Origin of the sequence: Polyangium sp. 6x1 (assembly GCF_029946515.1) — a bacterium.
GTDB lineage: Bacteria > Myxococcota_A > Polyangia > Polyangiales > Polyangiaceae > Polyangium.
This window is the reverse complement of record NZ_JARZHH010000017.1, coordinates 47,567-62,458: the sequence shown is the minus strand read 5'-3', so window position 1 is coordinate 62,458 and position 14,892 is coordinate 47,567. Positions and strand designations below refer to the sequence as shown.

Below are 14,892 nucleotides of genomic sequence, written 5' to 3'. Positions count from 1 at the left end.
GGCCACGGCTCCCGCTGCGGCCCAGAGCACCTTGCTGGGCGTGCGTGAGGCGCGTCTCTGCCACCGGCGCAAGCGACGAAATCCTGCTCCCGGTGCGACCGCCGATTGGGTGCCCTGTCCGAACGGAATGACCTGCGGACATTGCGGAGGAGAATGACGATGAAGACGCGTACGCTCGTTGTGGTTGCATTGGGGCTTTGGGCCAGCGCATGCTCGGACGATCCCGGGACCGGGACCAACGGCGCGGCCGGCTCCGGAGGCATGGGCACGAGCGGCTCTGGAGGCATGGGCACAGGCGGCGCAGGTGGAATGGGCGTGGGCGGCTCCGGAGGCATGGGCACCGGCGGCGCTGGTGGAATGGGCACCGGCGGCTCTGGGGGCGTGGGCGGCTCTGGCGGCATGGGCACCGGCGGCGCTGGTGGAATGGGCACCGGCGGCGTAGGGGGAATGGGCACCGGCGGCGCTGGTGGAATGGGCACCGGCGGCGCTGGTGGAATGGGCGGGACATCGAGCGCTTCGAGTGGTGCACAAATCTGCGTACCCGGCACGATGAAGGGCTGCTATGACGGGCCCGGCGGCACAGAAGGCGTGGGGACGTGCCTCGGCGGGATGTCGACGTGCCTGCCCGATGGCTCCGGCTTTGGTCCGTGCGAGGGGGAGGTCTTGCCGGCGACGGACGATTGCAAGACGGCGGTGGACGAGGACTGCAATGGCGCAAACGCGACGTGCCCCGGCTCGACGAGCTGGAGCCGACGCTTCGGCAGCAACATCATGGAACAAACCGAAGAGAAACTCGGGGGGCTCGCGGTGGACGCGGGAGGGGACGTGCTCATCACGGGCGATTATCTTCGCTCGATGGACTTCGGCGGCGGCCTCTTGCTCGGAAACGTGGGGTACAATCTCGACGGATTCGTCGCGAAGCTCGACGGTACCGGCCAACCCATCTGGGCGCGCAACATTGCATCGGCCAATGTATTGCACATGCGCGGCGTGTGCGTCGATCCGCAGGGCAACGTCGCGGTCGTCGGCGATACCACCGGCGGCGGCATCAACGCGGGCGGAGGCCTGAAGGTCGGCACCGGGTCGATGCAGACGTTCGTGGTCAGCTACGATGCGGAGGGCAACCATCGCTTCTCCCTGGTCTCGAACGGCTCGGCCTCGGCCTACGCAAAGGCCGTAGCTTGCGGCCCCGATGGGTCCATCGCGCTGGTCGGCACGTTCACCGGCAACCTGACCTTCGGCGGCAACCAGATCAACGGGGGCGGTTCTCCCGGGGATGCATTCGCCGTGAAATTCTCGGGAGATGGTCAGGTCATCTTCACGAAACGTTACGGGGACACCGCATTCCAGACAGCCACGGGCGCCGCCTTCGATTCGCAAGGCCGGCTCGTGATCGCGGGATACAACACCAACACGATCAACTTTGGCGTCGCGACGCTCGACAAGGGGCTCTTCGTCGCGAGGCTCTCGGCGACGGGAGAGCACGTCGCGAGCAGGAGCTTTCCGGAAGACGCCGCGAATCAGTCACAAAATTTGTGGGTTCGCGTGGCCGCGGGGCCGGACGACACGCTCGTCTTGACGACGGACTCGGGGGACAAGCCGATGATCGTCGATCTCGGAATCGCCGGCCCGCAAAACGGGACGTTCTTCATGGTGAAGCTCGACGCGTCCACCGCGCCGGTATGGGGGAGGGCCTTCACGGGCGCCGGAGGTTTGAAGGGCGTCACGTTCGGAAACAACGGCGACGTCGTGGTGACCGGCGCGCTGCGCGGATCGGTCGACTTCGGGAGCGGGACCGCGCAGACGACGGCCGGCGCGTCGGATATCGTGGTCGCCTCGTATTCGGCCGCGGACGGCGCATTCCGGTGGTCGCGCGTGGAGGGGGACTCCGACTCGAAAACCTTGCCCCAATGGGGCGAGGCCGTCGGCGTGAATGCAGCGGGCCAGATTTACGTGGGCGGCAGCTTCGAGGGAGCCATCCACTGGGGGGACCAGGAGCACGTCGCGAGCTTCGGTTATAACGGTCTTTACTCGTCGGACGTGTTCGTCGCGTCGCTCGCGCCGTGATGGCGTCCCCTCGGCCCTCGGCGGGGGCGCGCCCGGCGTCGGCCATTCGACGGTCGCCACGCCGATCCGCCCGACGCGGGGACGGGACCATCATTGCGGAGTCGGCTGGGTCGCAGCTTCCAGCGCGCAAGTCGCAGGGGTAGCCTCGCCGATCGGCTCAACCACCGCGCGGATGGGGGGAGCCAAGGTACGACCAATGGCGACGTCAATGGTCCTTCATGCGTGGGCGAAAGAGCAAGCGACGTAGGCGCTTCCGTGCTCTTGCCGCACGCACCTCGGCCCCACTCTTCCGCAACCCGATCCGCCTCCCGATCTCACGCAGCGCCTCGCCCTCCACGAAGCGCCAGACGAGGAGCTGCCTGTCCGTCGCGTCGAGCCTCCCCAACGCCACGCGCAACGCGTCCACCAGCTCCGCGCGCGCCTCGGGTTCCTCCGGCATGGCTTGCGCCGCTTTGATGGCCTGCGCGTCGAGCACCTCGTATGTGTGCCGCTCGAGCTTCCGCCAGTTCGCGGCACACCGTTGATCCTCCCCCACTTCCGTGGACAAACCCAAAGGCGCGGATTTGCGCTAGGAGAGTTCCATGGCGAGGCGGAAGCGGATATTGCAGCCGGAACGCCGGGCGCGGCGGCTCGGGGTCCGCATCCGCGCGCGACGCCGCGAGGAGCGGCGCCAGAGCTGCGAGGAGGAGAAGGGCCAAACGAGGCATCGTTCGTGGTTCGGGGTTCGTCGAGGAACGACGATACCACAGGTTTGGCCTGGATCGGAACACGACTTATAGTCTGTGAACCCTCGCCCGGGGTCCTGAGACGCTGCCGCCGTGGCGCGGCGTACGTCGGCACCCCGAATGTCGGCTCGTGAGCGGTTCGCGAAAAACCTCCGCGCCGCCCGGAAGGCCAAGGGGTTTGTCGCGTACGGGAGCTACGCGCCGATCGTGGAGGGCTCGTACCGGGTCACCCACACCTTGAAGTGCATCTCCCCGAAGACGAACCGCGGCTCCACGAATCCCGCCTGCGAAAGGAGCCCGAAGACCTCCTCCTCCGACGGGACCTTCAGCGCATTCAAAATCTTCCTCCGCTGCTCCATCATCTCCGGCGGCACTCCATTCGACATCGACCGTCGCTCCTCCACCGCCCGCAAGATCGGCACATTTCCCGCCCGGCAACCCATCACGAATGGCGCCCCCGGCTTCAGCCTCGCGGCGATCTCACGCAGGATCCCGATGCGCGCCTCGTCCCCCGGCAGATGATGCAAGACGCCCATCATCTGCGCCCCGTCGAACAACTCTCCGCGCGGAAGCTCCCCAATCTCGCACACATGCAAGCTCGTCCGCTCCAGAAGCCCCTCCGCCGCGAGCTTCTCCCGCGCGAGCGCGACCATCTCCGGGGAGGGATCCACACCCGTGAAACGAAAACCGGGCCCCGCGATCTGCGCGAAAGGCAGCACCTCGGTCGCGGTTCCGATACCCACCACGAGCAGCGACGCGGCCTCGGGCCCGCCGAGCGCCGCGACCTGCACCTCGGCCACGACCTGGTACATGGCGCGGAAACCCGCCATCGCCAGGTGCACATTGGTGTCGTATTTCAATGCCCGCTCGCGGTCGAAGATCACCGCCGAATGCGTTCCGTGTGCGTCCGTGTTCATCACGTTCTCTCCTTCTGGACCCCGTGCAGCAAGGAGTAGCGCCCTCCGCGCCCCCGCAACAGAGCGCGGCTTTCGATCGCATCGGCGGTTCTTTCGACCGGCGGTCATGGTAGGCGAGTCTGACCGCGTCCATCACGACGGCCATCCCCGGCTTCGGCGAGGAACGACGCTACCACGGTTTGGCCTGGCTCGGATCACGACTTATAGTCTTTGGACCCGTGCTCGGGGTCCTGAGACGCTGCGGCCGTGGCGCGGCGTACGTCAACACCCCGAATGTCGGCTCGTGAGCGGTTCGCGAAGAATCTCCGCGCCGCCCGGAAGTCCAAGGGGTTGTCGCAGGAAGCGCTCGGCGAGCGCGCGGCCCTGCATCCGACGTACGTGGATTCGGTCGAGCGCGGGGAGCGGAACATCTCGGTGGACAACATGGACCGGCTGGCGAGGGCGCTCGGGCTCGACGTGGTGGATCTGCTACGGCAGCCGGTGTGACTGACCGGGAGTGGCCGGAAGGGTTTGTCGACGGAGGCGGGGTGTGGTATGGGTTGGTCGGAGTGATGGGTTTTACCCCGTCAGTCAGGAGGGACCTGGCTGTGCCTCGTCAAGTGAAGTGCGGCGAGCAAGAGGCTCGCGTCCGGGTAGGCGCCCGCGTCCGTGAATTGCGCCTGCATCGGGGGATGACGCAGGAGGAGCTCGCGGAGGCGAGCGGCGTGTCCAGGGGGTATCTATCGTGCATTGAGCGCGCCCGCGTCGACGTGACGATGATTCCACTTCGTCGCATCGCAGCAGCGCTCGATGTGCTGCCCATGTTCATGTTTACTGGCGCCGACGACGATTTGTCGCGCGAGCTTGACAAGCTGAGATATCTCTCGGCACGTGAAGCAGGGCGAGTGCTAAAGGAGTGGGTGAGGAAGATCCAGCGGTCTTTCAGGGAAGATCAACCGCCGAACTCGAGGGGCGTGCTCCGCCGGTCGGAGTAGCTCGGACCCGGATCGAGCAAGAGCGTTGCGAAGATCCCAAGAAGCCCCAAGCCGAGCAGGGACCGCGACGGTGGGGCCGCAGGCAATCCCTGCTGCGCAACCCACGGCCCGAGATGCCGCGCGCTCAGTTCGGGCACGACGCGCACGAGCTGCGCCGCGTGGGCCGGCGCGTCGATGTCCGCGCTCGCGTACGAGTACACGTAGAGAGCGTCCTCCCTCGTGACGACCGGGGCGTCCAGTGGGCCTGCGCGGGCGAGGGGCCATCCCGTGGCCATGCGGAGGACCGTCACGGTCGAACAGAACGCTCTGCCCTGGGGCAACCGCTCCGTGTACCGCTGTTGCGTGTGTGTCGCAACGAGCAGGACCCTGCCGGCGCGCGCCTCACTCGCGATATCGCGAAGCCAGCCGATCTGCCACTCCTCCGGCGGCCAGGACGCATGTGTCCCGTCCGCGAGTAGGTACGGGGCGTGGGTTCCCCTCGATCGCGCAGCGGCGCATCTCGGCATGAATGCCGGCGCGCTGCGCAAGACGCTGGAGCGGCGCGCCGTGCGTGCGTCCGACGGCGGTACGGAGGCCAGTGTCGACGGCGTGCGGGCGCGCAAGTTCGGCCGGATCTGGCGCGTCCGGTTCTCCGAGGCGTGGGGGGTCCCGTGAGCTCGCGCATCGTGCTACAGGACGGGCATCGCAGCCGTGGCTGGGACGGGCAGGAAGGTTGTTGACCATGCCGGTTCGCAAGTCCCAGCGGCGCGGGAAACCGTGCCTGTTCATTGACATTCGATATACGACGAAAGACGGACGCCAGGAGCGATTCCGCAAGGATGCCCAAGTGCAAACCATGGCGGCAGCCAAGGCGGAAGAGATGCGATATCAAATGAATATCGCCAAGTATGGCTCGCCTTATGAGCCTGGGTCCGATGGCAATTCGTCCGAGGGGCCGCCTCCTTCCACGGAGGCGGTGAAGACGTTCGCCAATGTGGTCGACGAGTTCCGGCAGACCTTCATGATCACCGATCTCAAGGTCACGAGCCGGAAAGGCTACGAGTCGGTCCTCGGGAGCACCTTGCTCCCGAAGTTCGGCGAGCTGCCCATCACCCAGGTGGACGGCAACGCCGCCGCCGGCCTCGATCTCGAGCTGTCCAAGCGGAAGCTGAAGCCCGGCACGCGGAACAACGTGCAGATCGTCCTGCGCTCCGTGATGAAGTTCGCCAAGTCACGGAAGTACGTGGACGCCGTGCCCGAGAACCTGCCGAAGCTGAAGCCCCTCGGGCAGGCCATCCTGGAGATCCCCTCCGACGAGCAGGTCGAGAAGCTCATCGCCTGCGCGCGCGCGTCCCACCGTCCGAGCTTCCGCCTCATGGCGGACGCCGGCCTTCGCCCCAACGAGGTTCGCGCGCTCCTTCGTAGAGACGTGCTGCTTCGGTGGGAGAAGGGGGAGCCGGTCGGCGGGTTTGTGAGCGTCCGTGAGGGCAAGTCCCACGGCGAGATCCACACGCCCAAGACCGGCCAGCGCGAGATCCCGGTCTCACCGGAGCTCGCGAAGCTCCTCGCCCCCTTGGCGAAGGGCGAGCGCGAGGGGCACGTGGCCCTGAACGATCGCCGCAAGGCGTGGGGCCAGTGGGGGCTCGACCAGGCGTTCGGGCGCGTGGCCAAGCGAGCCGGGCTCGAAGGGTGGTCGGTGTACTGTCTCCGACACTACGCGATCACCAGTTGGCTCCGGGCTGGCGTTCCTGTTCATGTTGTCCAGCGGATGGCAGGTCACAAGCACCTGGCGACCACGCAGAAGTACGTGCACTTCATGAAGCAGGACCTCGAAGAGGCAGCCCGGCGGATCGCCAACCGCAGGCGATCGGACGCTTCCTAACAGCCCCGCGGGGTCACGAGGCGACATCCCCGAGATCGCCTACGATCCAGCGGAGATCCCCACGGCCAAGGCAACAGCAGGGCAACGGATGGGCAACGGGCCCAGCCGATCCCGGCGGAGTCCCGAACGCGCCGTGCGTCCCTCGAAACCCTAGGTTTCAGGCACTTTTCGAAGTGCTCGGGAGGTTCCCGACGAGCCCGACCGGTCGCCGACCGGCTTCCGGGTTTGGGCAACAGTTGGGCAACGGCCTGGAAACAGAGCCGCGACCAACCGGGGAGAGCGATCGACAACGGGCCCGCTAAGGGCCCGGAATCACTCGTGAAAACACCTGGAGCCGCCTTCGAGACTTGAACTCGAGACCTACGGTTTACGAAACAATCTGGAGGGGTCTCCGGTAGAGCGCCGCAAGTACATGAAACGGCGACGAAAATAGCATCATCTCAGCCATTTTTGCGAAGGTGATGGTGCTGCGGGGAGGCGACGGGATGAGACGTCTGGAGACGTCTTGGGACCCCAGTTGAGGCCACAGTGAGGCCACGGCGAGGCCACGAGGAGGCTCGGCAGTTTGTCCAGAAGAGCGGTGGTTTGGTTACAAACTTCCGATTAATCGCAAGTCCCGCGCAATCACGTACGAACGCTGGCGAGCACGGACGGAAGTTAAACTGTTCACCCCTTACTCGGCGTTCGCGAGCGCTTCCCATGCGGGCTCAGCCGCGCCCACGCTCGGCGAGGCGCTCCCTCGGTCGGGGCGGCTGTACTGGAGCCCACGCTCCTTCACGCGCGGACTCTCCGCGTCGCGTAAAAGCGCGCATGCCGCCCACGGCGCCGGACTCGGACGTCGAAGTGCAGTCGGAGAAGTACGCGGAAGGACCCAGCACGGCGGCGATCCCCAGGGCGTCGATGCTCTCGCTGGTGGCGTCTTCCGGGCGCACGTCAGCGGGTCCCTATGGGGAGTCACACAACGACACGGCGCGATAGCGATTCCACTCCACTAATGATCGTAGCACGTCAGCAAACTCATTTGTGTGGTACGGGTCAATAATCAAGGTACTCTCGTCGCCATTCCACTTCTTGGGACGCATTCGTAGGACGCGTTTCGGCGTTCCATTTTCGTCCGCGCCACTTCTCGCAAAAACGCAAAACCCCTGACGCGCCCCGTCGTTGATATACTCCGTCCACTTGGCATGATGAGGCATTCCCACCCGGAGAGGGTTGTACCGTACACCGATAAGATCTGCTGCAACCGTGAAGACGTCGACAGCCACAACCACAATGCCGCTCTTGTTGGCCGCCTCCTCGTCTAGCGCTCCCCAGTGCGCAAACTCCTCGGACTCATCCGGCGCGACCTGAAAAACACCTTTGTCCACACGACCAATATTCTCACGAGGCGCAATGACGTGCGTTGTCGCAAACAGCTCCGATTGAGTGTACGCGTACATGCGCCCGCCTGTCGGTACGCTGCCTACATACGTGCTCTTGGTTGGATGCAATCCACGAATCGAAACGTACAGCGCAGCAATCGCTAGTGTGTCGCTACCATTGTTATGCAAAGAAACCCTGGTCTCGACGACACGATTCGGTTTGCCATTGGTGTCGCGCCCGCGCAGGGCTCGCACCTCGACGTTGACGTTGAGGGATGCCTCCGAACGGGCGACTGTTTCCTTCAGTTGCAGTCGACGAATGCGCAAGTCCTGATAAACAACACCTACGCCAACCAGACCGGCAAGCGCAAGTACGCCAGTGGAAACGCCTCCAACCAGCGTACCAATATCGTTGTAGTCCATGAAGATGCTCCCTCGACCTGCACCAGGATAAAATCCGGTGGGACTCTCCCGGCTTAGTTATCAAACGACCTGGTACTTTCAATATACGTCACGCCTTGGCTACTCCTCGTGTATCACAGACTACACCGATCCTTCCTCTCCTGTCCAGCCCTCCTGCCGTTGCAGATCGTGGCTGGAGGCTGACCCCGTTAGGACAGACTCGGTGTCCCGGACCACATCGACTCATCCGAAACCGTCTCCCTAACCACACGCACCGGGCTCACGGCATCCACGTCGAGACGTCGCTAGAAACCGTCGCCGGGACGACGGTGTTCGCAAAGCCATCATGATCCTTGATGAATCTCCCGGATCTTGGGTAGTCTCGCGCTGATGAGCGCAGTATCCAAGCCGATCGAGACTTCCGCACCGTGCGCCTCGGTTGATGGCATAGCGAGGCGGGTCGGGATCCCGAAGGAGCCCCTATCCCGCCGGATCGGGGTCGCTGGGTCTCCGTCGGACGTTGACATCAGCGTGCGCGCTGCTGTGGGAGACACGAGCGATGGCCGCTAAGAAGACGACGAAGGCCGCGAACGGCGCGGCGAAGAACGGCAACGGCAACGGCAACGGCTCGATCGTCGAGCTGACGAAGGAGCTCTGGCAGGCGGCCGTGACGCTGCGCGGCTCCATCGAGCCTGCCGACTACAAGCGCTACGTCCTGCCGATCATCTTCCTGCGCTTCCTCTCGCTCCGGTACGACAAGCGCCGGCAGGAACTGGAGCACCTCGTCTTCCACGATCGGAAGAGCGACTACTACGGAGACAAGAAGGCCCTCGACGACCCGGACGAGTACCGGAGCGCGGGCGCCTTCGTCATCCCGGCCGAGGCTCGCTGGGAGAACATCCGCAAGGCCGCCCAGGCAGACGACATCAAGGTGAAGCTCGACAACGTCCTCGAGCTTCTGGAGAAGAAGTACTCCGACAAGCTGCGCGGCCTCCTCCCGCCGATCTACGCCGGCTCGAACATGAGCGCGGACAGCCTTCGCGGGCTGATCAACCTCTTCTCGAAGGACGTGTTCACGCTCGACCACGGCGGTGAGGACCTCATCGGCCGCGTCTACGAGTACTTCATCGGCGAGTTTGCGTCCTCCGAGGGCAAGCGGGGCGGCGAGTACTTCACCCCGGCGAGCATCGTGAAAACGCTCGTCGCGATGCTGGAGCCCACGAAGGGCGTCGTCTTCGATCCGTGCTGCGGGTCGGGTGGCATGTTCGTGCAGAGCGATCTGTTCACGAAGCACAACCACCAGCTCTCGTTCTTCGGGCAGGAGAGTAAGGACTTTACCTACCGCCTTTGCCGGATGAACCTCTTCATCCACGGCCTCGACGGGAACATTCAGCTCGGCAATTCCTACACGGATGACAAGCACGCGACGTTGAAGGCGGACTACGTAATCGCGAACCCACCATTCAACGATGGTGCGAAGGGCGAGAACGGCTGGGGAGCCGACAAGCTCGCCGATAAGGACCCCCGTCTAGTGCTCGGAAAGGAGCGGATGCCGCTCTCGCCGAGGAATGCGAATACCATGTGGATCCTTCACTTCCTATCGCACCTAAAGGAGGGAGGGACCGCTGGGTTTGTAATGGCGACCGGGGAACTGTCGAACAGCGAGACTGCACGCCTAGAGGCCCGGAAGGCGCTCGTCGAGCAGGACTACGTTGACTGCATTGTCACGCTGACCGGTCAACTGTTTGCGAACACACAGATACCATGCTCCCTCTGGTTCCTCTCGAAGAGCCGCAAGGGGGGGAACGGGCTGCGCAAGCGCTCCGGTGAGGTGCTCTTCATCGATGGGAAGAAGCTCGGAGCGCTGATTCCGGGGTCGCGGAAGCAAAAACAGCTATCTGCCGAGGAAATCGAGCGTATTGCCCTGACATACCGCCAGTTTCGACTAAAGTCGGCCCCCGAGGAGAGCGCGGGATTCTGCAAGGTCGCCACTGTTGATGAGATTCGGGAGCACGGTTTTGCGCTTACTCCCGGGCGGTACGTCGGCTCTCCCGACGACGACAGTGAAGAAGCAGGCTTCGAAGAACGCTTTCCAAAGCTCGTTGAGAACCTAAAACGTGAGCTGGCCGACTCGAATAAGCTGAACGCGGTCCTCCTCGCTAGGCTCCGTGAGGTTGAAGGTGGCTGAAAGCAACACTCCTCACTGGCGCACGCTGCCGCTAGAGGAATGCATGGCAGCACTCATCGACTACCGAGGGAAGAGCCCGACGAAGACGACGTCCGGCATTCCGTTGGTGACTGCAAAGGTTATCAAGGACGGACGCATTCTTGCGCCTGATGAGTTCATCGATCCGGCCGATTATGATTCCTGGATGCGGCGCGGTATACCGCAGGCCGGCGACGTTGTCATGACCACCGAAGCCCCCCTCGGAGAAATTGCGGAGTTGAACGGCGAGAAAGTCGCTCTGGCGCAGCGGGTAATAACACTTCGAGGCGACCGAAACCTGCTTGCTCCGAAATTTCTCAAGTACCTGATGCTCTCCGACGGAGTACAGGAGCAACTGCGGGCGCGAGCCACAGGCACCACAGTACTCGGCATCCGACAATCAGAGCTTCGCAAGGTCGCTCTCCGACTCCCGCCGCTAAACGAGCAACGCTCCATCGCGTCTCTCCTCGGCGTCCTCGACGACAAGCTCGAGTTGAACCGCCGCATGAATCGCACACTCGAAGCACTGGCGTCGGCCCTCTTCAAGTCGTGGTTTGTGGACTTCGATCCGGTGCAGGCCAAGCGGGTCGGGCGCAGCCCGGTGGGCGTTCCCGATGCGGCGCTGCCACTCTTACCCAAGCATTTCGAGGATTCGGAGCTTGGGCCGATCCCGCAAGGGTGGACCACTTGCCCGCTCGACAGCATCGCCGAGTTTCTCAACGGACTGGCTCTTCAGAACTTCCCGCCGGACGACGGTCCAGATCTGCCGGTCATCAAGATCGCGCAGCTTCGCGCCGGCACTTCCGCTGGTGCCGAGAGAGCGAGCGCAGGGATTCCGGCCGAGTACGTTATTCACGACGGTGACGTCATCTTCTCATGGTCGGGAAGCCTCCTTGTCGACGTGTGGTGTGGTGGCCCGGGAGCGCTAAACCAGCATCTCTTTAAGGTCACGTCTCAGCAATACCCGAAGTGGTTCTATCTCCACTGGGTGAAGGAACACCTGCTAGAATTCCAGGCGATCGCAGCCGACAAGGCGACGACGATGGGCCACATTCGACGGCATCACCTCACCGACGCACGTGTGGTTGTCCCGAAGGGCCCGCTGTTGTCCGCGCTCTCGCAGGTCCAGGAGCCTCTGCTTGCGAAACTCGTGGCAAATAGAGTCGAAAACCGAACTTTGGAGACACTGCGGGACACTCTGCTTCCCGCTCTGCTTTCGGGTGAGGTAACCATCAAGCAGGCCGACAAGGCCATCTCTAAGGTAGTATAGGAGGGCGGTACAAATGGCGCGCCATCGCGGAACGGAAACCGAATTCGAGCTGGCCACGATCGATCGACTTGAGAGGGCCGGATACGCATGGTGCCACGGGTCAGAGGTCGAGCGTGGGGACGAGGCCGAAGTCGTCCTCACGCCCCGGCTCCGCGAGAACCTAGCGAGGCGCTATCCCGATCTTCCGACAGCTACAATCGACGAGGCCGTCGCTAAGCTGAGCCGCCCCGAAGGCGTAGACCCGCTCCGCCGGAACCTCGCGTTCCACCAGCTCGTCACACGAGGTTTCGAGGTTCGCGTCGAGCACCCGAACGGGCGTATCGAGTACCGGCACATCTACGCGATCGACTGGGAGACCCACAGCGCGAACGAGTTTCTTGTCGTGAACCAACTCGGGATCGGTGGAAAGAACGACCGCCGGCCTGACGTGATCGTCTACGTCAACGGTCTCCCTCTCGTCCTCTTCGAGCTCAAGAACCCGTACTCCGACGCGCCGACCGTCGACGACGCGCTGAACCAGGTTCAGCACTACATCCACGACCTCCCGCAGCTCTTCGAGTTCAACGCAATCACCGTGGTGAGCGACGGCGTGCATACGCTGCACGGCATGTGGACCGCGAGCGATGAGTGGTACGCGCCGTGGAAGTCCATCGACGGGCGCAACGTCGTGCCGGCGACGATGAGCTCCATGAAGGCGCTCATCGAAGGGCTGTTCCCGAAGGACCGGCTACTCTCCTACGTCCGAGACTTCATTGCCTTCGAGGAGGCAAACGAGAAGGTGACGAAGAAGGGCGCGAAGTACCACCAGTTCTTCGCCGTCCGCCTCGCCGCTGAGAAGACCCGACAGACTTTCCTCGCGGGGAGCGACAAGCGGATTGGCGTAGTTTGGCACACAACCGGATCCGGCAAGTCCCTCTCGATGGCTTTCCTCGTCGGCATCCTGCGCCGCATGCCGGAGCTAGAGAATCCGTCGTTCGTGATCCAGGTCGACCGGAACGACCTCGACGATCAGCTCCACGACCAGTTCGTCGCGGTCCGGTCGCTTGTTGGTCCCGTTCAGCATGCGGGAAGCGGGGTTGATCTGCGCTCACTCCTCCGTACGGAGGGCGGAGAGGTAATATTTACCACGATCGAGAAGTTCCGCCTGCGCGAAGGAGAAACTTCGCACGAGGTGCTTTCGACTCGGTCAAATATCATCGTCATCGCCGACGAAGCTCACCGATCACAATATGGTTTCCTCGAGGGATATGCCCGCTACATGAACGAGGCGCTCCCGAACGCACGCCGCCTCGGGTTCACGGGAACGCCGGTGAGCTTCAGTGGCGCCGACACTGAGGAGGTGTTCGGGGAGATCATCCATACCTACGACATCAAGCAGTCGCAGGAAGACAAGGCGACCGTCCGCATCTTTTACACGCCGCGCATGGTGAAGCTGCACCTCGGCCGCAACGATGTGGACCGCGCGCTCAAGGAGATCACCGAGGACGCTGAGGACCTCGACCAAATCGAGATCGAGCGGCGCAAGAGCCGCTGGGCGGCCCTCGCGGAGGCAGCGGGCGCCGAGGACCGCGTGAAGAAGCTCGCTGCCGACCTGCTGGACCATTTCCTTGACCGAACCGCCACGCTCGCCGGCAAGGCGCTCGTCGTCGCAATGACGCGGGCAAACTGCGTTCGACTCTACGACGCGCTTCGTGCGCTGCCGAACTGCCCGGAGATCAAGGTCGTGATGACCGGCAACCTCGGGAAGGACCCGAAGGAATGGAGCGAAGCCGGGCACCTCACGACCAAGGCCAAGCGCGATGCCATCAAGAAGCGGATGGTCGATCCCGACGACCCGTTGAAAATGGTCATCGTCTGCGACATGTGGCTCACGGGGACGGACATTCCGTGCCTGCATACGCTTTACGTCGACAAGCCAATGCGCGGGCACAACATGATCCAGGCGATCTCTCGCGTGAACCGGGTCTTCCGCGACAAGCCCCACGGCCTCATCGTCGACTATATCGGAATCGGGGACGAGCTGCGCGAAGCTACGGACCGTTACACCAAGGGTGGCGGCGAGGGTGAGCCCGCGCCCGACATCGAGACGAAGGGTCGGCCCCTCTTCTTCGAGTGCCTCGAAGCGGTGCGGAAGTTGCTGCCCGCCGCGCAAGCAGCGCAGGCCCCGAAGTGGCGAACGCTCTCACGCATTGACCTGGAGGATCTCTACGCCTTCGTCTACGGCTATCTTGCCGAAGAGGATGAGCGCCGTGACGAGTACCTTCAGGCCGAGTTGCGGCTGACCACGGCGTTCCTGCTCGTGAAGCACCTCGACGACTGCCGCGTACACGCCGACGAGATCATCTTCTTCCAGCGTGTGCGCAAGCAGCTTTCGAAGGTGATCCCGGGCCGGAAGCCGAAGCGGGACCTGGACGTCGCCGTTCGCGATCTCGTGGACGACACGGTCCAGTCAGAAGGCGTCGTCGACATCTTCAAAGCAGCCGGCATCGAGAGGGCGGACATCTCCATCCTCGATGACAAGTTCCTCCAGACCTTCAAGGACCGGAAGCACGAGAACTTGAGGCTGAAGCTCCTCGAACAGCTCCTCCTCGACGAAATTCGTCGACGCCAGAAGCGGAACCTCGCCAAGGCGAAGTCCTTCCGCGAGCTGCTGGAGCGAACACTCCAGCGCTATCACAGCCGCATCATCGACGCCGCCACCGTGGTCCAGGAGATGATCAAGATGCGGCAGGACCTGGATGCAGGCGACGCACGCGCGAAGGCCCTCGGGCTCGCCGAGGACGAGTTGGCCTTCTACGACGCGGTCTCGGACAACTACGAGACGGTCTACGATCAGCCGTTCCTCCGCGACCTGGTTCACGACGTCGTGCAGACGATCAAGAAGAACCTGAAGGTCGACTGGACCGAGTCCCACCGGGACGACGTCAGGGCGGCCATCCAGGCGGCCGTGAAGCGGGTGCTCCGCCGGAAGAACGTGAAGAGCGAGGACTTCGAGCCCTTCATCGACAAATTCATGGCCCAGGCCGAGGCCCTCTACGCTGAGTGGCCGCTGGCGGCGTGATCATGCGCTCCTGAGCGAGCCCCTCATGGCTCGGCATGACTGCTGCAT

General features: G+C 63.7%; 12 protein-coding genes. 8 read left to right on the top strand and 4 right to left on the bottom strand.

Annotated elements, in window-relative coordinates; translation table 11 throughout:
• Nucleotides 1–159 precede the first annotated feature (159 nt).
• Nucleotides 160–2,067 (top strand): hypothetical protein, encoded by a 1,908-nt coding sequence (locus QHF85_RS18045; protein ID WP_281328447.1) that lies wholly within the window; start codon nucleotides 160–162, stop codon nucleotides 2,065–2,067.
• Between the two features lie 205 nt (nucleotides 2,068–2,272).
• Here the strand turns inward: QHF85_RS18045 and QHF85_RS18040 are convergent, their stop codons facing one another.
• Nucleotides 2,273–2,542, bottom strand: coding sequence for a sigma factor-like helix-turn-helix DNA-binding protein (locus tag QHF85_RS18040; RefSeq protein WP_281328446.1), 270 nt, complete (start codon nucleotides 2,540–2,542; stop codon nucleotides 2,273–2,275).
• A 444-nt stretch (nucleotides 2,543–2,986) separates the two neighbouring features.
• A complete protein-coding gene (locus QHF85_RS18035) occupies nucleotides 2,987–3,709 on the bottom strand; it encodes a class I SAM-dependent methyltransferase (RefSeq protein ID WP_281328445.1) in 723 nt (240 codons plus the stop codon).
• Between the two features lie 273 nt (nucleotides 3,710–3,982).
• Here QHF85_RS18035 and QHF85_RS18030 point away from each other — a divergent pair, with 273 nt between their 5' ends.
• Both QHF85_RS18030 and QHF85_RS18025 read left to right on the top strand, forming a co-directional pair.
• Nucleotides 3,983–4,195 (top strand): helix-turn-helix transcriptional regulator, encoded by a 213-nt coding sequence (locus QHF85_RS18030; RefSeq protein ID WP_281328444.1) that lies wholly within the window; start codon nucleotides 3,983–3,985, stop codon nucleotides 4,193–4,195.
• 65 nt (nucleotides 4,196–4,260) lie between these two features.
• Entirely contained in the window at nucleotides 4,261–4,683 is a 423-nt protein-coding gene (locus QHF85_RS18025) for a helix-turn-helix transcriptional regulator (protein WP_281328542.1), read from the top strand.
• Here QHF85_RS18025 and QHF85_RS18020 read toward each other — a convergent pair.
• Nucleotides 4,641–4,958 (bottom strand): hypothetical protein, encoded by a 318-nt coding sequence (locus QHF85_RS18020; RefSeq protein ID WP_281328443.1) that lies wholly within the window; start codon nucleotides 4,956–4,958, stop codon nucleotides 4,641–4,643. The two genes, QHF85_RS18025 and QHF85_RS18020, sit on opposite strands and share 43 nt — an antisense overlap.
• A 229-nt stretch (nucleotides 4,959–5,187) precedes the next feature.
• Between QHF85_RS18020 and QHF85_RS18015 the strand changes: the two genes are divergently transcribed.
• Both QHF85_RS18015 and QHF85_RS18010 read left to right on the top strand, forming a co-directional pair.
• Nucleotides 5,188–5,337, top strand: a complete 150-nt coding sequence (locus QHF85_RS18015; RefSeq protein ID WP_281328442.1) for a hypothetical protein — start codon at nucleotides 5,188–5,190, stop codon at nucleotides 5,335–5,337.
• Nucleotides 5,338–5,554: 217 nt separating this feature from the next.
• Complete coding sequence (locus QHF85_RS18010) at nucleotides 5,555–6,544, top strand: site-specific integrase (protein WP_281328441.1); 990 nt, start codon at nucleotides 5,555–5,557, stop codon at nucleotides 6,542–6,544.
• 944 nt (nucleotides 6,545–7,488) lie between these two features.
• Here QHF85_RS18010 and QHF85_RS18005 read toward each other — a convergent pair.
• A complete protein-coding gene (locus QHF85_RS18005) occupies nucleotides 7,489–8,328 on the bottom strand; it encodes a hypothetical protein (protein WP_281328440.1) in 840 nt (279 codons plus the stop codon).
• Nucleotides 8,329–8,866: 538 nt separating this feature from the next.
• Between QHF85_RS18005 and QHF85_RS18000 the strand changes: the two genes are divergently transcribed.
• From QHF85_RS18000 to QHF85_RS17990, 3 genes are read left to right on the top strand one after another with little or no spacing between them, the layout of a single operon-like run.
• Nucleotides 8,867–10,495: a class I SAM-dependent DNA methyltransferase gene (locus QHF85_RS18000; RefSeq protein WP_281328439.1), complete on the top strand. Its 1,629-nt coding sequence runs from the start codon at nucleotides 8,867–8,869 to the stop codon at nucleotides 10,493–10,495.
• Nucleotides 10,496–10,538: 43 nt separating this feature from the next.
• On the top strand, nucleotides 10,539–11,783 hold the full coding sequence (locus QHF85_RS17995; protein WP_281328438.1) for a restriction endonuclease subunit S: 1,245 nt from the start codon (nucleotides 10,539–10,541) through the stop codon (nucleotides 11,781–11,783).
• Between the two features lie 13 nt (nucleotides 11,784–11,796).
• Entirely contained in the window at nucleotides 11,797–14,844 is a 3,048-nt protein-coding gene (locus QHF85_RS17990) for a type I restriction endonuclease subunit R (protein WP_281328437.1), read from the top strand.
• The last annotated feature ends 48 nt before the right edge of the window (nucleotides 14,845–14,892 follow it).

Coding starts and splice junctions, on each gene's coding strand:
- QHF85_RS18045 (WP_281328447.1), top strand. CDS start 160: ATGAAGACGCGTACGCTCGTTGTGGTTGCATTGGGGCTTTGGGCCAGC.
- QHF85_RS18035 (WP_281328445.1), bottom strand. CDS start 3,709: ATGAACACGGACGCACACGGAACGCATTCGGCGGTGATCTTCGACCGC.
- QHF85_RS18030 (WP_281328444.1), top strand. CDS start 3,983: ATGTCGGCTCGTGAGCGGTTCGCGAAGAATCTCCGCGCCGCCCGGAAG.
- QHF85_RS18025 (WP_281328542.1), top strand. CDS start 4,261: ATGGGTTTTACCCCGTCAGTCAGGAGGGACCTGGCTGTGCCTCGTCAA.
- QHF85_RS18020 (WP_281328443.1), bottom strand. CDS start 4,958: ATGGCCACGGGATGGCCCCTCGCCCGCGCAGGCCCACTGGACGCCCCG.
- QHF85_RS18015 (WP_281328442.1), top strand. CDS start 5,188: ATGAATGCCGGCGCGCTGCGCAAGACGCTGGAGCGGCGCGCCGTGCGT.
- QHF85_RS18010 (WP_281328441.1), top strand. CDS start 5,555: ATGAATATCGCCAAGTATGGCTCGCCTTATGAGCCTGGGTCCGATGGC.
- QHF85_RS18005 (WP_281328440.1), bottom strand. CDS start 8,328: ATGGACTACAACGATATTGGTACGCTGGTTGGAGGCGTTTCCACTGGC.
- QHF85_RS18000 (WP_281328439.1), top strand. CDS start 8,867: ATGGCCGCTAAGAAGACGACGAAGGCCGCGAACGGCGCGGCGAAGAAC.
- QHF85_RS17995 (WP_281328438.1), top strand. CDS start 10,539: ATGGCAGCACTCATCGACTACCGAGGGAAGAGCCCGACGAAGACGACG.
- QHF85_RS17990 (WP_281328437.1), top strand. CDS start 11,797: ATGGCGCGCCATCGCGGAACGGAAACCGAATTCGAGCTGGCCACGATC.